General features: G+C 67.1%; 18 protein-coding genes. 11 read left to right on the top strand and 7 right to left on the bottom strand.

Features of this window, described 5'->3' with window-relative positions:
• Window positions 1-137: 137 nt before the first annotated feature.
• Window positions 138-407 carry an I78 family peptidase inhibitor gene (locus tag ACM608_RS13195; RefSeq protein WP_419683762.1) on the bottom strand — a complete coding sequence of 90 codons (270 nt, stop codon included), beginning with the start codon at window positions 405-407 and terminating at the stop codon, window positions 138-140.
• Entirely contained in the window at window positions 400-1,590 is a 1,191-nt protein-coding gene (rnd, locus tag ACM608_RS13190; RefSeq protein WP_419685206.1) for a ribonuclease D, read from the bottom strand. Before rnd ends, ACM608_RS13195 begins: the two co-directional genes overlap by 8 nt.
• An 89-nt stretch (window positions 1,591-1,679) precedes the next feature.
• On the opposite strand from rnd, the gene aspS reads away from it, so the two are divergent.
• Complete coding sequence (gene aspS / locus ACM608_RS13185; protein ID WP_419683760.1) at window positions 1,680-3,461, top strand: aspartate--tRNA ligase; 1,782 nt, start codon at window positions 1,680-1,682, stop codon at window positions 3,459-3,461.
• A 31-nt stretch (window positions 3,462-3,492) separates the two neighbouring features.
• Here the strand turns inward: aspS and ACM608_RS13180 are convergent, their stop codons facing one another.
• Complete coding sequence (locus ACM608_RS13180; RefSeq protein WP_419683758.1) at window positions 3,493-3,765, bottom strand: hypothetical protein; 273 nt, start codon at window positions 3,763-3,765, stop codon at window positions 3,493-3,495.
• 104 nt (window positions 3,766-3,869) lie between these two features.
• On the opposite strand from ACM608_RS13180, the gene ACM608_RS13175 reads away from it, so the two are divergent.
• Window positions 3,870-4,652: a polyphosphate kinase 2 family protein gene (locus ACM608_RS13175; protein WP_419683756.1), complete on the top strand. Its 783-nt coding sequence runs from the start codon at window positions 3,870-3,872 to the stop codon at window positions 4,650-4,652.
• Between the two features lie 101 nt (window positions 4,653-4,753).
• On the opposite strand, the gene ACM608_RS13170 is transcribed toward ACM608_RS13175, so the two are convergent.
• The 3 genes from ACM608_RS13170 to ACM608_RS13160 all read right to left on the bottom strand — a co-directional run bounded on the left by ACM608_RS13170 (window position 4,754) and on the right by ACM608_RS13160 (window position 7,873).
• Window positions 4,754-5,236, bottom strand: a complete 483-nt coding sequence (locus tag ACM608_RS13170; protein ID WP_419683754.1) for an N-acetyltransferase family protein — start codon at window positions 5,234-5,236, stop codon at window positions 4,754-4,756.
• Entirely contained in the window at window positions 5,230-5,712 is a 483-nt protein-coding gene (greB, locus tag ACM608_RS13165) for a transcription elongation factor GreB (protein WP_419683752.1), read from the bottom strand. Before greB ends, ACM608_RS13170 begins: the two co-directional genes overlap by 7 nt.
• Window positions 5,713-5,815: 103 nt before the next feature.
• Complete coding sequence (locus ACM608_RS13160) at window positions 5,816-7,873, bottom strand: transglycosylase SLT domain-containing protein (protein ID WP_419683750.1); 2,058 nt, start codon at window positions 7,871-7,873, stop codon at window positions 5,816-5,818.
• 64 nt (window positions 7,874-7,937) lie between these two features.
• Between ACM608_RS13160 and dapA the strand changes: the two genes are divergently transcribed.
• The 8 genes from dapA to ACM608_RS13120 all read left to right on the top strand — a co-directional run bounded on the left by dapA (window position 7,938) and on the right by ACM608_RS13120 (window position 15,877).
• A complete protein-coding gene (gene dapA / locus ACM608_RS13155) occupies window positions 7,938-8,810 on the top strand; it encodes a 4-hydroxy-tetrahydrodipicolinate synthase (RefSeq protein ID WP_419685204.1) in 873 nt (290 codons plus the stop codon).
• A 108-nt stretch (window positions 8,811-8,918) separates the two neighbouring features.
• Window positions 8,919-9,401: an SsrA-binding protein SmpB gene (gene smpB, locus ACM608_RS13150; RefSeq protein ID WP_419683748.1), complete on the top strand. Its 483-nt coding sequence runs from the start codon at window positions 8,919-8,921 to the stop codon at window positions 9,399-9,401.
• Window positions 9,394-9,963: a DUF2062 domain-containing protein gene (locus ACM608_RS13145; protein ID WP_419683746.1), complete on the top strand. Its 570-nt coding sequence runs from the start codon at window positions 9,394-9,396 to the stop codon at window positions 9,961-9,963. Before smpB ends, ACM608_RS13145 begins: the two co-directional genes overlap by 8 nt.
• A 55-nt stretch (window positions 9,964-10,018) precedes the next feature.
• Window positions 10,019-12,079, top strand: a complete 2,061-nt coding sequence (locus ACM608_RS13140; protein WP_419683744.1) for a M13 family metallopeptidase — start codon at window positions 10,019-10,021, stop codon at window positions 12,077-12,079.
• 8 nt (window positions 12,080-12,087) lie between these two features.
• Entirely contained in the window at window positions 12,088-14,460 is a 2,373-nt protein-coding gene (locus tag ACM608_RS13135) for a response regulator (protein WP_419683742.1), read from the top strand.
• Between the two features lie 57 nt (window positions 14,461-14,517).
• Window positions 14,518-14,877: a response regulator gene (locus tag ACM608_RS13130; protein ID WP_419683740.1), complete on the top strand. Its 360-nt coding sequence runs from the start codon at window positions 14,518-14,520 to the stop codon at window positions 14,875-14,877.
• A 17-nt stretch (window positions 14,878-14,894) separates the two neighbouring features.
• Window positions 14,895-15,158, top strand: coding sequence for a DUF6894 family protein (locus tag ACM608_RS13125; RefSeq protein WP_419683738.1), 264 nt, complete (start codon window positions 14,895-14,897; stop codon window positions 15,156-15,158).
• Window positions 15,158-15,877, top strand: a complete 720-nt coding sequence (locus ACM608_RS13120; RefSeq protein WP_419683737.1) for a Crp/Fnr family transcriptional regulator — start codon at window positions 15,158-15,160, stop codon at window positions 15,875-15,877. Before ACM608_RS13125 ends, ACM608_RS13120 begins: the two co-directional genes overlap by 1 nt.
• Here the strand turns inward: ACM608_RS13120 and ACM608_RS13115 are convergent.
• Window positions 15,865-16,578 (bottom strand): response regulator transcription factor, encoded by a 714-nt coding sequence (locus tag ACM608_RS13115; protein ID WP_419683735.1) that lies wholly within the window; start codon window positions 16,576-16,578, stop codon window positions 15,865-15,867. The two genes, ACM608_RS13120 and ACM608_RS13115, sit on opposite strands and share 13 nt — an antisense overlap.
• 176 nt (window positions 16,579-16,754) lie before the next feature.
• Here ACM608_RS13115 and recA point away from each other — a divergent pair, with 176 nt between their 5' ends.
• Window positions 16,755-17,822, top strand: a complete 1,068-nt coding sequence (gene recA, locus ACM608_RS13110) for a recombinase RecA (protein ID WP_419683733.1) — start codon at window positions 16,755-16,757, stop codon at window positions 17,820-17,822.
• Window positions 17,823-18,016: the final 194 nt, after the last annotated feature.

Genomic DNA, 18,016 nt, shown 5'->3' with positions numbered 1-18,016 from the left:
CCGCCAGGGGGAGGTGGCGCTGCCAAGCGACGGACGGGGCGGGCGGCGGTGTCCTCCGATTGGAGCGCCTTCCCTGTCCTCCCCCTCCGTCAGGCTGGGCCTGACACCTCCCCCTGGCGGGGGAGGATGAAGACGCATCAGCCGCAGGTGAACTTCGTCACCTTGCCCTGATCGTCCAGCTCGATGTTCAGGCGGTTGGCCTGGAAATCCTGCGTCACCATCATGCCCGGCCAGATCCAGCGGATGCGGTCGGCGCGGCTTTCGCGCTGGATGCGGTCGGCGAGCTTCTGGTCGCCCTTCTGGCCGAGGTACTTCTCGACATATTTCGCGTCGCAGGCGGCGTGACCCGGATAGGCGTTCGTGCAGGCGGCGAGGACCAGCGGTAGCAGGATCAGGGCGTTACGCATCGTCGTTCGTCTCCTCGGCGGCCAGTTCCGACATCACCAGCCGCCCGTCCTTGACGCTGAAGCCGGTGCGTCCCTCGACCAGAGCGAGCGCATCCTTGCCGAACACGTCGTAGCGCCAGCCCTCCAGCAGCGCGATGCCCTGACGGCGGCCCGCCGCGAGCAGTTCGAGGTCGTCGGATCGGGCCAGCAGCTTCGACGCGACATTGGCGTCGCGCGCGCGGATCTTGAGGAGGAGCTTCAGCAGGTCCGCCACCAGCGCCGCCTCCTTGCCGAGGCCGGGGCGCTTGTCGTCCTTGGCCGGCATCTCGCTGTCCGGCAGCGGCTTGGCGTTGGCGATCGCGTTCATCAGCCGCCCACCGATGTCGTTGCCCGCCCAGCTCGCCGGCAGGCCGCGCACCTTGGCGAGTTCCGCCTGCGTCTTCGGCGGGTGGCTGGCGATGTCGGCGAGCGTCTCGTCCTTGGCGAGGCGGCCGCGCGGCAGGTCCTTGCCCTGCGCCTCCCGCTCGCGCCAGGCGGCGATCGCCTTCAACCGGCCGAGAACCTCCGGCTTCTTGCTGTTGATGCGGATCTTCGTCCACGCGATCTCGGGGTCATTGGCATAGGTCGCGGGATCGGCCAGCCGCTCCATCTCGCCATCGATCCAGTCGCCCCGCCCGGTCTTGCGCAGGCGGTTCAGCATCTTCGGGAACAGCTTGGCGAGGTGCGTCACGTCGCCGATCGCATAGTCGATCTGCCGTGCGTCCAAGGGGCGGCGCGCCCAGTCAGTGAAGCGCGCGCCCTTGTCGAGCTGTACCCCCAGCATCGATTCGACGAGGTTCGAGTAACCGATCTGCTCGCCCATCCCTAGCGCCATCGCCGCCACCTGCGTGTCGAACAGCGGGTGCGGCGTCTTGCCGGTCAGGTTGTGGATGATCTCCAGATCCTGGCCGCCGGCGTGGAAGACCTTCAGCACGTCCTCGTTATCGACCAGCAAATCGAGCAGCGGCTGCATGTCGAGGCCGGACGCCATCGGATCGATCGCCGCCGCCTCCTTCTCGTCGCCGACCTGGATCAGGCAGAGTTCCGGCCAGTAGGTACTCTCGCGCATGAACTCGGTATCGACGGTGATGAAGTCGGACTTGGCGAGACGGGCGCAGAGATCGGCGAGCATGGCGCTGTCGGTGATAAGCGGGTGGATGTGCATCGCCTGCACATAGCGACGGTGTGTCGGGTTGACAAAGCGGGGCGGCGCGAAGAAGCGAACGGGCAATTTCCCGCATCGGATCGAGAAACATGCACGCCTATCGCACCCACACCTGCGCCCAGCTTCGCGACGGCGACGTCGGCGCGACCGTCCGCCTCTCCGGCTGGGTGCATCGGAAGCGCGATCACGGTGGCGTGCTGTTCATCGACCTGCGCGACCATTATGGCATCACCCAGATCGTCCTGGACAGCGACAGTGCGGCGTTCGACCTCGCCAACCAGCTCCGCGTCGAATCGGTGATCACCGTCACCGGCAATGTGCTCAAGCGCTCCGACGCGACGATCAACGAGACGCTGCCGACCGGCGCGATCGAGGTCTATGCGCGTGAGATCGCGGTCCAGTCCGCCGCGCAGGAGCTGCCGCTGCCCGTCTTCGGCGAGGCGGATTATCCGGAGGACATCCGCCTCCGCTACCGCTTCCTCGACCTTCGGCGCGAGCGCATCCACAAGAACATCGTGCTGCGCAGCCAGGTGATCGCCAGCGTCCGCCGCCGGATGATCGAGCAGGGCTTTACCGAGTTCCAGACCCCGATCCTGACGGCCTCCAGCCCCGAGGGCGCGCGCGACTATCTGGTGCCGAGCCGCGTCCACCCCGGCAAGTTCTACGCGCTTCCTCAGGCGCCGCAGATGTTCAAGCAGCTGCTGATGGTCGCGGGCTTCGACCGTTACTTCCAGATCGCGCCCTGCTTCCGCGACGAGGATGCCCGCGCCGACCGTTCGCCGGGCGAGTTCTACCAGCTCGATTTCGAGATGAGCTTCGTCACGCAGGAGGACGTGTTCAACACGATCGAGCCGGTGCTGGCGGGTATCTTCGAGGAGTTCGCCAATGGCCGCAGCGTGACCCCGGCGGGCGAGTTCCCGCGCATCCCCTACAAGGAGTCGATGCTGAAATACGGCAACGACAAGCCGGACCTGCGCAACCCGCTGATCATCACCGACGTGTCGAAGCTGTTCGAGGGTTCGGGCTTCGGCCGCTTCGCCTCGATCGTCGAGGGCGGCGATGTCGTCCGCGCGATCCCGGCACCCGGCACGGCGGAGAAGAGCCGCAAGTTCTTCGACGACATGAACGGCTGGGCGCAATCGGAAGGGTTCGCCGGCCTTGGCTATGCGACGCGCAAGGGTGGCGAATGGGGCGGGCCGATCGCCAAGAACCATGGCGATGCCGGCATGGCGGCGATCGCCGAGGCGCTCGGCCTCGGGCCCGATGACGGCGTGTTCTTCGCCGCCGGCAAGGAGGCGCAGGCCGCCAAGCTTGCCGGCCTCGCCCGCACGCGCGTCGCCGATCAGCTGGGGCTGATCGACCCCAACGCCTTCAAGTTCTGCTGGATCGTCGACTTCCCGATGTTCGAGTATGACGAGGACAACAAGAAGGTCGATTTCAGCCACAACCCCTTCTCGATGCCGCAGGGCGAGCTGGAAGCGCTGGAGACGATGGACCCGCTCGACATCCTCGCCTTCCAGTACGACATCGTCTGCAACGGCGTGGAGCTGTCCTCCGGCGCGATCCGGAACCACAAGCCGGAGATCATGTACAAGGCCTTCTCAATAGCCGGGTACAGCCAGGAGGAGGTCGACAAGAACTTCGCCGGCATGATCAACGCCTTCAAGTTCGGCGCCCCCCCGCATGGCGGCTCCGCCCCCGGCATCGACCGCATCGTCATGCTGCTGGCCGACGAACCGAACATCCGCGAGGTCATCGTCTTCCCGATGAACCAGAAGGCGGAGGACCTGATGATGGGCGCGCCCGCCCCCGCCACGCCGAAGCAGCTGCGGGAGTTGTCGATCCGAACGGTCGACGGGCCGAAGGGGTAGGGTCTGAACTCGATCAGAACGAGTTCAGACCCTAATCCGCAATCGGCGCGGCGGAGTTGTCGGGCGTGCTGCTGTAGGTGCCGGCCTGTTCCTCGCCGGTGGCGCGTTCGACCTGGTGCTTGCCGAAGAACAGCGCCGCCGCGCCGAAGACGGGCAGGATGGTGAGCACCGCCCAGCCGAGCGCTGCGCCGCGCGAGGCGAGCGCGCCCCGGCGGCGCAGCCGGAAGCCGAGCAGCAGCAGGATCACGGACAGGGCGAGCAGGGCGATGACGATCCCGATAGGGCTGAAACCGGCGTCGTTCATGGTGCGATCTCCTTGTCGGGCGGGCTGAACGTGCGGGTCGCGGTTCGGTTTCGGAACGATACGGCCCGGGCGGCGGTTCGGCGAATTCCCGCTCAGGAGAAGACATGATCGACCTCGCCAAGTTCGAGAACGGCCACAAGTACAAGGGCGATTACGAGGCTGACCTCTTCGCCGTGCAGGATCGGCTGGCGCGCGCGCAGGTGGCGCATATCGTCCATGGGCGCAGCGCGATCGTCGTGCTGGAGGGGTGGGACGCGTCCGGAAAGGGCGGGATCATCCAGCGGATGACCGGCCGCTGGGACCCGCGCCACTACAAGGTCTGGCCGATCTCCGCGCCGAGCGCGGAGGAGGCCGCGCACCACTTCCTCTGGCGGTTCTGGAACCGCCTGCCCGGCAAGGGCCAGATCGCGGTGTTCGACCGCAGCTGGTACGGGCGCGTGCTGGTAGAGCGGGTGGAGGGCTATGCCGCCGAGAGCGAGTGGCGGCGCGGCTATGACGAGATCAACGCGTTCGAGGCGCAGCAGATCGCCCATGGCACTACGATCGTAAAGCTGTTCCCCCATGTCAGCGCCAAGGTGCAGGACAAGCGCCTGCGCGCCCGCATCGAACATCCGTGGAAGCGGTGGAAGACCGGTGCGGAGGACTTCCGCAACCGCGCACGGCGCGAGGACTACCTTGTCGCGATGGCGGAGATGTTCGAGCGGACCGATACGGAGGTCGCGCCGTGGACGGTGATCGACGGCAACAACAAGAAGGCCGCCCGCATCGCCGCACTCACCCATGTGGCGGAGCGGCTGGAGGCGGCGGTGGACATGACCCCGCCGCCCATCGACGAGGCCGTGGCGGAACTGGCGCGCGGGGTGTGGGGCAAGAAGGTGGACGTCTGATCTGTCCCACGCCGTTCGGGCTGAGCCTGTCGAAGCCCCCGCGCCGTCTCACTGGCGCTTCGACAAGCTCAGCGCGAACGAGGCTGGGGATGTGATGGGGATCAGACCCGCCGGTACATCACCAGCGCGTCCACATCCCCGAGCACCGGATGCCGGAACGCACCCGGCAAGCGCCCCACGATCTCGAAGCCGCAGGATTGCCATAGCGCCACCGCCCGCTCGTTCGTGCTGACCACGAAGTTGAACTGGATCGCCGCAAACCCGCGTTCCCGCGCCCGCATGATGCTGTGCTCACACATCGCGCGGGCCACGCCCTTGCCGGTCTGCCCGGCGGCGGTGGCATAGCCGCAATTGGCGACATGCGCGCCGCCGCCATCCTGGTTGCGACGCAGATAGTAGATTCCGACCACCGCGCCATCCGCCTCGGCGACGAAGGTCTCGCGCTCGGCACTGGTCCACAGCGCCACCGCATCATCGGGGGCCATGTCGCGCGGGTGCGCCAGCGTCTCGCCGGCGCGGATTGTCGGGATCAGGATTGCCGCGACCGCCTCCGCATCGCGCGCCTCGAACGGCCGGATCAGCACGACGGATATGCGATCGCGACCACCTCATATTCCTTGCGGCCAGCGGGCAGGTCGACGCCGCGTACGTCACCGATCCCCGCGCCCTTCAGCGCGCGGGCAAGCGGGCTCTTCCAGCTGATCCGCCCGGCGCCCGCCTCCGCCTCGTCCTCGCCGACGAGCGTCACGACGCGCTCGTTTTCCTCCTCGTCGGCGATGGTGACGGTCGCGCCGAACCAGACGCGCGCCTTGTCCGGCTGGCGCGCGGGGTCGATCACCTGCGCCGCCGCCATCCGTTTCGACAGGAAGTTGGTCCGCCGGTCGATCTCGCGCAGGCGCTTGCGGCCGTAGATATAGTCGCCGTTTTCCGACCGGTCGCCGTTCCCCGCCGCCCAGCTGATCGTCTCGACCAGCTTCGGGCGCTCGACCTCGAACAGGTCGATATATTCCGCGCGAAGAGCGGCGAAGCCGGCGGCGGTGATCGGGTTGCTCTTTTCCATATCGCTTCCGAACGCTTCACCGTGCTCCTGCGAAAGCAGGAGCCTATACACGGGCGTGGCGCAGAGGCTCCTGCTTTCGCAGGAGCACCGTGGGCCTCTGACCTCAACCCGGCGTCGTCTTGCCGAGATAGCGGCTGAGCGGCATCGTTGCGGGCGCCTGCTTGTTCGGGTTCAGCATGTCGTAGATGACCGCGTTCTCCAGCACGCGCTGCACGTAATTGCGCGTCTCGGTGAAGGGGATCAGTTCGATCCACTGGACGATGTCGACGCCCGGCAGGCGCGGGTCGCCGTTCTGCGCGATCCACTTCCGTACATTGCCCGGCCCGGCATTGTAGGCGGCGACGGCCAGCGGATAGCTGCCGCCGAACTGGTCAAGGATGCGCTGGAAGTACGCGGTGCCGAGCGTCTGGTTGTAGGTGGGATCGCTGGTCAGCCGCATATTGTCATAGGGCAGGCCCATCTTGCCCGACTGCTCCCGCGCGGTGCCGGGCATCAGCTGCATCATACCGCGTGCGCCGGCCTGGCTGACGGCCATGCGGTCGAACTGGCTCTCCTGCCGGGCGATGGCGTGGATCTGCGTCCAGTAGGGGCGGAGCGGCTCCGCAATGGCCAGCGTCGGAAAGCCGGTGCGCACATAGTCGGACCCGCCGTTCAGCCGCGCCGCCCGCGCCATGATGACGCCGAGATCCGGTCGCCCTATCTTCTGCGCCAATTCCGCCACCAGCACATGATCCATGTCGGAGCCCGCCGTCGTGGCGAGCGCGCGGATGAACTTGGTCTGGTCCTGCCAGTCGCCAAGCTCGCCGATCATCCGCACCGCGCGGACCAGTTCCTGCGCCTCGAAAGCCGCGCGCGCTCCCGCCGTCACCTGGCTGGCGTTGAGCGGCGGGGGCGGGGCGAGGGGACGGCCCAGCCGCTCATTGGCAAGCTGGCCATAGAACTGGTCGGGGTAGGAGGCGGCGCTGGTCCAGAAGCGCTGCGCCGTCGCCTCGTCGCGCGCCACATGGGCGGCGCGGCCGGCCCAGTACATGCCCTTGGACTGCGACTGCGGGCTCTTCGCGGCATTGGCGTAGCGCTCGAACAGCGGGATCGCCTCGGCCGCCCGCCCCTGCTTCATCGCCGCCATTCCGCCCAGCCAGGCGAGCGTCGTGTAATCGTCGCGCTCGCCGAAATCGCGGTCGCGCACGAAGGTGCCGGCCGGGTAGGTCTGGTCGAGCTTCTTGGCGATGCCGAGCACATTGGTCCACTGGTTGTCCGCCGCCGCACCCCGCGCGATGGTCACCAAGGTCTCCAGCCAGGCGGCGGGATCGTAAGGCGGCGCGTCGAGCCGCACGTCTTTGGCGAGCAGCGCGCGGGCCTCCAGGCTGCGGGTGCTGTCGCGCATCCACAGGGCCGTGTCGGCGAGCAGGCCGGCATCGGTCTCCGCCGCGGGGCCGAGCGCCGTCACCACCGCCAGAGCGCCGGGGTCTTTCCGTTGCAGCACCAGCCGCGCCGAATAGATCGGGCGGCGGGCGGGAGAGACGACCGCCATCTGGCGCATCGCGGCGGCGGTCGAGCGCTTCCACAGCAGCGCCTCCATCCGCTGATCCTGCGCAATCTGGTCGAAGCTCGCGCCGAAGCGGGATTGCAGCCGCGCCTCGACATCGGGCGGCATGGTGGACCGGGTCCACACCGCCACCGCCTCCTTGCGGGCGAGATCGGGCTTGCCGGAGGACAGAAGCGCCTCTGCATATTTCGCCCGGCCGGTGGAGGTGAGCGGCGGGAAGCGGGTGAAGAACGCCACAGCCTGCGCCGGCACATAGCTGTCGAGGTTCAGCTGCCGCTCCGCCGCGCGGCGCATCGCCGACTCGCCGGGCCAGCCGGGGTGCGCGAGCAGGAACTGGCTGTAATCCGCGAATTGCCAGCTATCGGATTGCTGCAGCTGGTTCCAGCGGACGATCGTCTCCGCCAGCGCATCGGGCTGCGGCTGCACCGCCGGCATCGCACTGCCTGGAACGCCGAGGCGGGCGCGATACCAGCTCTGCTGATCCGCCGTCAGCGTGGCGGCGGCAGCCGCGACCGAAGCGACGAGGGCGAACATGGCCACCCCGCGCTTCAGTACGCTGGACAGGTGGCGGCGGCGGTCCCTATCAGGCCCGCGAAGGTTACGGTTACGCGTCATGGCGCGACTATGACGTGCCATTGTGCGATCGTGAAGGGTGCGGTCGGGAAGGGAGCGAATGCCCATGTTCAGCGGATCGATCCCGGCGTTGGTGACGCCTTTCCGCGACGGCCGCTTCGACGAGTCGGTGTTTCGCGCCTTCGTCGACTGGCAGGTGGCGGAGGGTTCCTCGGCGCTCGTCCCCTGCGGCACCACTGGCGAATCCGCGACGATGTCGATCGAGGAGCACAACCGCGTCGTCGCGGTCTGTGTCGAGCAGGCGGCGGGCCGGGTGCCGGTGATCGCCGGCTGCGGATCGAACGACACGCTTGTCGCGCTGGAGCATATGGAGAGCGCGAAGAAGGCGGGCGCCGCCGCCGCCCTCGTCGTGCTGCCCTATTACAACCGCCCCAATCAGGACGGCATTCTCGCGCATTACCGCTATCTGACCGAACGCTGCGACCTGCCGATCATCCTCTACAATGTGCCCGGCCGCACGGTAACGGACGTGCTGCCCGAGACCTTGGGCGAGATCGCGAAGCTGCCCGGCGTGGTCGGCATCAAGGACGCCAGCGGCAAGGTCGAGCGCGTCTCCGCCCACCGCCTGCTCTGCGGCACGGAGTTCTGCCAGCTGTCGGGCAATGACGACATGGCGCTCGGCTTTATGGCGATGGGCGGGGTCGGCTGCATCTCGGTCACCGCCAATGTCGCGCCGCGCCTCTGCGCCGATTTCCAGTCTGCCTGCCTGGAAGGGCGCTGGGCCGACGCGCTGGCGCTGCAGGACCGGCTCTTTCCGCTCCATGCCGCGTTGTTCAGCGATGCTTCACCCGGCCCGACCAAATACGCGCTTGCCGTGACCCGCGACTTTCCCGACGATATCCGCCTGCCGATGACGCCCGCCAGCGAGGCGAGCCGCCGCGCGGTCGATGCGGCGCTCCGCCATGCGGGGCTGATTTGACTTGCCCTGACATTGTCACCCCAGCGAAGACTGGGGTCGGCGAGGGCTTTGCGTGCGCTCGACTCCAAGCGATCCCAGCCTTCGCTGGGATGACGTCAGAATAGAGTCATGGCCCGTCCTCGCCCCGCAGAATTCGAGAAGACCAAGATCCTGGCCGAAAACCGGCGGGCGAAGTTCGACTATTATCTGGAAGACTTCTTTGAGGCCGGCATCGCGCTGACCGGCACCGAAGTGAAGTCGCTGCGCTTCGGCGAGGGCTCCATCGCGGAGAGCTATGCCGAGGTGAAGAATGGCGAGGTCTGGCTGATCAACGCCAATGTGCCCGAGTTCAGCCACGGCAACCGCTTCAACCACGAGCCCAAGCGGCCCCGCAAACTGCTGCTGCACGAACGGCAGATCGAAAGGATGTTCAAGGCGCTAACCCGCGAGGGAATGACGCTGGTGCCGCTGTCGATCTACTTCAACGCCCGCGGCCGCGCCAAGGTCGAGATCGCGCTGGGGAAGGGCAAGAAGCTTCACGACAAGCGCGACACCCAGAAGGACCGCGACTGGAAGCGCGATCAGCAGAGGCTGATGCGGGAACGTGGCTGAGCGAAAGACCTGGCTCGCCGATCAGCTCCGCGCCGCCATGCCGACGCGGGAGCAGCTTGAGGCGAACCGCTGGATCCGGCCGGTCGCGCATCTCCTCTTGCAACCGGCGCTCTGGCGCTTCACCCGCCGCTCGGTGCCCCGCGCGATCGGGCTCGGCCTGTTCGCCGGCATCTTCATCATGATACCCTTCGTGCAGTTCGCCAGCGCCGCGCTGATCGCGGTGCCCTTCCGCGCCAATGTGCCGCTGACGGCGGGCACGACGCTCCTCACCAATCCGGTCACCACCCCCCTCATCATTCTCACCGCGATCTGGGTGGGCAGCACGGTGTTCGGCCTCCATGCCGATCCCGCCACGCTGATGGCCCTGTATCGGGAGGGGGCGGACTGGCTGCAGTGGAAGGCCTGGCTGCTCTCCGATGCCGCACCCGCGCTAATCCTCGGTCTCTTCACCATCGCCAGCGTCGCCGGCAGCGTCGGCTATGTCGCGGCCGGCCTCATCTGGCGCGGATGGATCGCGCATAAGTGGAAGCAGCGGCAACATAATCGCGCCATCCGGGGTTGATCGCCCCAAGGAAGGGACTAGCGTCGCGCGCCATCCAGCCAACCGAGGGATAACGATGAAAACCATCCTCGCACTTCTCGCCAGCACCATGATCGCCGGCACCGCCTTTGCCCAGACGACCCCCGACACCAGCCCGGCGAAGCTCGCCACGCCGAAATACGGCGATTTCGGCTTCGACACTGCCGGCATGGACAAGGGCGTGAAGCCTGGCGACGATTTCTACCACTTCGCCAATGGCGCGTGGGAGAAGAACACGCCGATCCCCGCCGATCGGTCGAACTACGGCCTGTTCACCGTCCTCGACGAACTCAGCCAGGCGCGCACGGTGGACATCCTGCAGACCGCCGCCGCCCGACCCGGCAGCAAGATCGGCGACCTCTATGCCAGCTATGTCGATGAGGCGGCGGTCGAGGCGAAGGGGCTGACCCCTCTGAAGCCCACGCTCGCGAAGATCGCCGCGATCAAGGACAAGGGCGGCGCGGCGGCGGCATTCGGCGCGACGCGCGGCTGGGACCCCGACGGCCTCTATGGCGAGGTCATCACCCTCGGCCCCGTGAAGATGCAGGTCCAGCTGGATGACAAGAACCCCGACCAGCCGATCGTGTCGGTAAAGCAGGGCAACCTTTTCCTCCCCGACCGCGACTATTACCTCGAAAGCGATCCCAAGCTGGTCGAGGCGAAGACCGCCGCTGCCGCATATCTCACCCAGCTCTTCACGCTGGCGGGCGAAAAGGATGGGGCGGCGCGCGCGCAGGCGATTCTCGATTTCGAGGCGAAGCTCGCCAAGGTGTGGTGGACCCGCACCGAGAGCCGCGATGCGGACAAGACCTACAACATCTGGACCCGCGCCGACTTCGACCGGAACGCGCCCGGCCTGGACTGGACCGCCTTCCTGAAGGCGGCGGGCTTCGAAGGGCAGCAGCGCTTCCTCATTGCCCAGCCCTCGGCGATCACGGGTGCTGCCAAGGCGATTGCTGACACTCCGCTCGCCGTGCTCAAGGACTACGCCTGGGCGCTCACCCTCGACGACGCGGCGCTCTATTTGTCGAAGCCTTTCGTCGATGCGCGCTTCGCCTATCGCGACAAGGCGCTGAACGGCACGCCGGAGGATCAGCCGCGCTGGAAGCGGGGCGTCTATCTGGTCAAGACCGGCATGGCCGACGAACTTGGGCAGGTGTACGTCCAAAAGTGGTTCCCGCCGGAGACCAAGGCGGCGGCGGACCAGCTGATCCGCAACATCCTCGCCGCGTGGAAGCCGCGCCTCGAAAAGCTCGCCTGGATGTCGCCGGAGACCAAGGCCAAGGCGCTGCAGAAGCTCGCCGCCTTCACGCCCAAGATCGGCTATCCCGAAAAGTGGCGCGACTATTCGACGTTGGTCGTGAAGCGTGACGACCTGATCGGCAACTACGCCCGCGCCAAGGAGGCGACCTGGGCCTTCAATGCCGCCAAGCTCGGCAAGCCGGCCGATCGGTCCGAGTGGCAGATGACGCCGATGGAGATCAACGCCTACGCCAATCCGGTGTGGAACGAGATCGTCTTCCCAGCCGCCATCCTCCAGGCGCCGTTCTTCGACCCGAAGGCTGATCCGGCGGTGAACTATGGCGGCATCGGCGCGGTCATCGGTCACGAGCTCAGCCATCATTTCGACGATCAGGGCCGCAAATACGACCCGACCGGCCGCCTCGCCGACTGGTGGACGCCTGCGGACGTCACCCGCTTCACCTCGCTCACTGACAAGCTGGTCGCGCAGTACGACGCCTATGAGCCGCTGCCCGGCGAACATGTGAAGGGCGCGCTGACCCTCGGCGAGAACATCGCCGATCTGGCCGGCCTGACCGTCGCCTATGACGCCTACAAGCTGTCGCTGGGCGGCAGGCCTGCGGCGGTGATCGACGGCTATACCGGCGACCAGCGCTTCTACCTCGGCTGGGCGCAGGTCTGGAGGCGCAGCTACCGTGAGAACAATCTGCGCTCGCGGCTGAAGACCGACCCGCACTCGCCTTCGGCCGAGCGCGCGGCGGTCGTGCGCAATCTCGATCCCTGGTACGATGCGTTCAAGCCGAAGGCCGGCGAGAAGCTGTACCTCGCGCCCGATGGCCGCGTGCGGATCTGGTAGAATAGACAGTGGCGAGCCAAAGCCTGCTGAGCTTCGACGAACCTGAGGACCGGCCGGCCGGCCAGCTTCACCTCTGGATCGTCGGCGGGCTCGCTATCCTGTCGGTGGCGCTCGTCTGCCTCGCGCTCGGGAGTCTTGCGGCCGCCGGTCTGTTCGCCGCCGCGCTCTTCGCCGGCCTGGCGGTGATCCTGTCGACCCGCCGCCAGGCGGCGCTCGCCTCTGCCGCGCCGGAGGCGGACTGGCCGCTCCTCCGCGTCGCCGCCGGCGCCTCGGACGAGGCGGTGGCGGTGACCGGCCGGGGCGGCGCGCTGATCTGCGCCAACGACCGCTTCGCCGCCTGGCTGGGCGAGTTCACCAATCCCGGCGCCGCCGATGGCGATGGCAGGCTGGCCGAGACCGAGCGGGTCGCCTGGCGCGACGGCAATGCGGTTGCGGCGGACGTCCGGATCGGCGGCGATGCGATCGATGTCGAGGTCACCCGCGCCGGCTATGCGCAGGACCATCTCGTCTGGCGCTTTCGTCGCGCCGAGACGATCGACCTGGTCGATCAGGCACGGCGGCTGATCTCCGGTGCCGCCGGCCGCCGCCTGGGCGAGGCGGGGCTGATGGTCGCGCTCGTCGCCGGCGACGGCACGCTCCTCGAAGCCAATCCCGTCTTCCTGCATCGTGCGCTGGGCGGCCTTTCCGCCCGTATCGACGGCCAGGACTTCATCACGCTCCTGACCGCCGGCACCGACGACCTGATCCGCTTCGCAAACGAGGGGGAGAGCGCCAGTCCGCTCCGCTTCGTGCAGGTTCCCCTGCGCGACGATCCGGACTCCGACGCCCTCTTCCTCCTCCTCGACGAGCATCCCGGCGCCCGCGCCAGCGCCGCGGCGGAAGGGCATCTCAACGCCCTCCTGTCGATGCTCCCGCTCGGCCTCGCGCTCGCCGACCGCGACGGCCGCTTCCTGTTCTTCAACCAGGCGTTCGAACATGCCGCCGGCATCACGCCCGAAACGCGACCGGTCTACCCCAGCGACCTCGTCGAAAAGGAGGACAAGGGCGCCGTCGCCGACGCCGTGCGCCGCTTCGCGAGCGGCGGCACGGCCTTCGCCACCGACCTCGCCGTCCGCCTGAAGGATCGCCCCGACGAGCCGGTGGCGCTGACCATCGCCAGCGCACGCGGCCTTGGCGACGCCACCGTCCTCCTCAGCCTGAAGGACAATTCCGAAGAGGTGAAGCTGAAGCGTCAGGTGGCGCAGGCGACCAAGATGCAGGCGGTCGGCCAGCTCGCCGGCGGCGTCGCCCACGATTTCAACAACATCCTGACCGCGATCATCGGCCATTGCGACCTGATGATGATGCGTCATTCGCCGGGCGACAGCGACTATGACGACATCCAGCAGATCAAGCACAACTCCAACCGCGCCGCCGGCCTGACCCGCCAGCTCCTCGCCTTCTCGCGCCAGCAGACGCTCCGTCCCCAGCTCCTGCAGGTGCCGGACGTGGTGTCGGAGGTGTCGAACCTCCTCAAGCGCCTGCTCGGCGAAACGGTCACGCTGACCGTCAAGCATGGCCGCGACCTCGGCACCGTCCGCGCCGACCCGGGTCAGCTGGAGCAGGTGATCGTCAACCTCGCGGTCAATTCGCGCGATGCTATGCCGGACGGCGGCACGCTGACCATCCAGACTTTCGCGGTCCCCGCATCCCAGGTGAAACGGATCGACAGCGAGATCATGCCGGTGGTCGACTACACCGCCCTCAAGATCGCCGACACCGGCACCGGCATCCCGCCTGACATCATCGGCAAGGTGTTCGAGCCGTTCTTCACCACCAAGGAGGTCGGCAAGGGCACCGGCCTCGGCCTCTCCACCGTCTACGGCATCGTTAAGCAGACCGGAGGCTTCATCTTCGCCGATTCGGTGATGGGGGAGGGGACGAGCTTCACGATCTACCTGCCCGTCCACCATGCCGAGACGGCCGCCGCTCCCGCCGCGAAAGCCGCGCCCGCCAAGGCCAACGAGCTTTGGGGCACCGGCACCGTCCTCCTCGTCGAGGACGAGGACATGGTCCGCGCCGTGGCCGAACGCGCGCTCACCCGCCAGGGCTATGCCGTGGTCACCGCCTCCAACGGCGAAGAGGCGCTCGAACTGCTGGAGGAGCGGGATCTTGCGATCGATCTTCTCATCTCGGACGTGGTGATGCCGGTGATGGACGGCCCGACGATGGTCCGCACCATCCGCGAGAAGCTTCCCGACATTCCGGTCCTCTTCATGTCCGGCTATGCCGAGGAGCAGTTGCGCCGCTCGATCGACCTCGACCGCGTCGCTTTCCTGCCAAAGCCGTTCTCGGTCCAGCAGCTGGCCGAGGCTGCCCGGGACGCCGCCGGGTTGAAGTGATTGACGCCGCGCCGGTTTCTTTCCATCTACGGCCCTTGCGTTCCTGTAGGGGGTTAGATGAGCGGGAAGCCCGCGGTCCTGATTGTCGAGGATGAGCCGCTGATCGCCATGATGCTCGAGGATTTCCTCGAGATGCTGGATCACCCCGCCGCCGGCAATGTAGACAACGTCGCCGATGCTGTCGCGCGCGTGGGGCAGGGCGGCTTCGGTGCGGCCATCCTCGACGTGCATCTGCGCGGGGGCGAGCCGAGCTGGCCCGTTGCCGACGCTTTGGCGGATGCGGGAATCCCCTTTCTGCTGGCGACCGGCGGGCATGTCGATCCGCCGCCCGCCCGCCATGCCGCCGCTCCGGTGCTGAACAAGCCCTTCACCATGGATGGCGTCGCCGCCGCGCTCGGCCGGCTGTTCGGGCAGTAGGAAACTTGTGCGTTCATGTGCGTTTCGCGCGCATGACACGGTACTTCTTCGACCTTCACAACCGCACCGGCGCCACGACCGATGAGGAGGGGCGCGAATTGTCCAATCTGGACGATGCCCGCGAAGCCGCTGTTCGCGACATCCGGTCTCTGCTAAGTGCCGAGGTCCATGATGGGACGCTCGACATGAAGGGTCACATGACAGTGCGGAAGGACGGCGGCGGAGACGTCCTGTATGTCGCGTTTACCGAGGCGCTGCATGTGCGTGCGCCCGGCGACTGATGATCGAACGCCACCTCGCGCGATTACACGCTAGACATCAGCTTACCGCGGAGGAACAGCACGCCATCCGTGCGACCGTTGCGGAGGTGCGGGAGTTTCGTCGCGGCATGACCGTGGTGCGCCAGGGCGACCGGCTCTCCACCAGCATGCTGGTGGTTGAAGGGTTCCTCGCGCGCTACAAGGACCTGGCCGGGGGGCATCGCCAGATCAGCGAACTCCATGTTCCCGGCGACTTTGCCGACCTGCACGGGTTCACGCTGAAGCGTCTCGACCACAGCATTCTCACCATAACCGATGCCCGGATCGCCATCGTCCCGCATGAGAGGATCGGTGAGCTGGTCGATGCCTTTCCCCGCATCATGCGGCTCTATTGGTTCTCGACCAATCTCGACGCCGCGATCCATCGCGAATGGGTCGTCTCGCTCGGCAGCCGCACCGCCCTGTCCCGCGTGGCCGCTTTGTTCTGCGAACTTCACACGCGCCTGGACGTGGTGGGCCTGATGAAGGGCGACAGCTTCGAATTCCCGCTGAATCAGTCGGAGCTCGGCGAGTGCATGGGGCTGACCGCCGTCCATGTGAACCGCACCCTTCGCCAGATCCGCGAACGGGGGCTGGCGACGTTCCGTCGGGGGCGCGTCGATGTCCACGATCTCGCCGGCCTGCGCGAAGTGGCGGAGTTCGACGACAGCTACCTCTATCTCGACGGCTACGAGGAGTAGGCGGGCTCCGCGGCCCCCGCTTCGATCTGGTCGAGCCGATAGCCGTAATTGTGCAGCGAGGTGAGCCTGAACCCCGTTTCCGGCCGCAAGTTCAGCTTGGACCGCAGGCGAGAGATGTGGACGTCCAGCGTGCGGGTCGGCAGGTCGGCCGCGAGGCCCCAGGCGCGTTCCATGATGTACGCCCGCGACAGCGGCCGATGCATGTTCTGGAAGAGGAGGAGCGCGAGCTCATACTCCTTGCCCGTCAGCACCACCCGCTCGCCGTTCACCGTCAGGGTCGCGCTCGGCTGGTCGAAGACATAGGCGCCGAAGGTCAACTGCGTTTCCCTCGAGACCGGATAGGTCCGCCGCAGCAGCGCGCCGACGCGCGCACGGAACTCGGCAGGGCGGATCGGCTTGGTCAGGTAATCATCGGCCCCGGCCTGCAGCGCGGTGACGATGTCCCCCTCCGCATCGCGCACCGTGACGATGATCGTCGGCGGCACCGGCTTGTCGCTCTGGCGCAGGCGGTGAAGCAGGTCGATCGCGGTGCCGTCGGGCAGCATCCAGTCCAGGATCAGCAGGTCGAACGTGTCGCGGCGCAAACCCGTTTCGATCGCGGCGACCGTGCCGAAGCTCCGGCAGTCGCGTCCATCGCCTTCCAGTATCTCGGCCATCTGGACCGACAGGGCGGGATCGTCTTCCAGCAATGCGACCCGCATGAAGTCCGCCCTTTCCGCGCGTCGCACACGCAAGCTATTGCGCTGCCGTCATAACCTAAGCGAAGCAGGCTTGCCAATCTTACCTGTGTTCTCCCCTTGTTCGAACGGAACAAACAGGATACATGAGCGCTTCCCGTTGCCCATTCAGGCGCGACGATCTAGCAGGGAGGCAGGCCGTGGCCGCACAGCTTAAAGTGATCGGATCCGAGGGGACGGGCGTGAATTCAGACAGGCAGAAGGCGCTCGACGCCGCACTGGCGCAGATCGACCGCGCCTTCGGCAAGGGCTCTGCGATGAAGCTGGGCAGCCGGGAAGCGATGCAGATCGAGGCGGTGTCCACCGGTTCGCTCGGCCTCGACATCGCGCTCGGCATCGGCGGCCTGCCGCGCGGCCGCATCATCGAGGTGTTCGGCCCGGAAAGCTCGGGCAAGACCACGCTGGCGCTCCACGCCATTGCCGAGGCGCAGAAAGCGGGCGGCACCGCCGCCTTCGTCGATGCCGAACATGCGCTCGATCCGGTCTATGCGAAGAAGCTCGGCTGCGACATCGACGAACTGATCGTGTCGCAGCCCGACACCGGTGAGCAGGCGCTGGAGATCGCAGACACGCTGATCCGCTCCAACGCGATCGACGTGCTGGTGATCGATTCGGTCGCCGCGCTGGTGCCCCGCGCGGAGATCGAGGGCGAGATGGGCGACAGCCATGTCGGCCTGCAGGCGCGCCTCATGTCCCAGGCGCTCCGCAAGATCACTGGCTCGATCAGCCGCTCGCGTTGCGTCGTCATCTTCATCAACCAGATCCGCATGAAGATCGGCGTGATGTACGGCTCGCCGGAGACGACGACCGGCGGCAATGCGCTGAAGTTCTACGCCTCGGTCCGCCTCGACATCCGCCGCACCGGCCAGATCAAGGAGCGCGAGGACATCGTCGGCAACACGACGCGCGTGAAGGTGGTCAAGAACAAGGTGTCGCCGCCGTTCAAGCAGGTCGAATTCGACATCATGTACGGGGAAGGCATCTCCAAGGTCGGCGAGATCCTCGACCTCGGCGTCAAGGCCGGGCTGGTCGAGAAATCGGGCGCCTGGTTCAGCTACGACTCGATCCGCATCGGCCAGGGCCGCGAGAATTCGAAGAACTACCTGCGCGAGAATCCGGAGGTAGCCGACCGCCTAGAAAAGGCGATCCGCGCCCGCACCGAGGCCGTCGCCGAAGAACTGATGGTCAATCCTGGCCCGGAAGATTGATCGACTGCTCCGGGGACCCGGCGCGTTGTCGTTTTCCCGGAACCTTCGGAACCTTCGGCCAAGCAGACAAGCTCATCCTCCCCCGGAGGGGGAGGGGGACCGCCGAAGGCGGTGGAGGGGTAGGCGCAACAAGAGCGACGCTCGCCGTTCTCCTCTCGTCGCTGGCCCTCCCACCCCGTCATCCCCGCGAAGGC

Source organism: Sphingomonas sp. ID0503 (assembly GCF_048565625.1).
In the GTDB taxonomy this organism is placed as follows: Bacteria; Pseudomonadota; Alphaproteobacteria; order Sphingomonadales; family Sphingomonadaceae; genus JBLZUR01.
The sequence above is the reverse complement of the archived record's forward strand: the minus strand, read 5'-3'. Positions and strand labels throughout refer to the sequence as shown.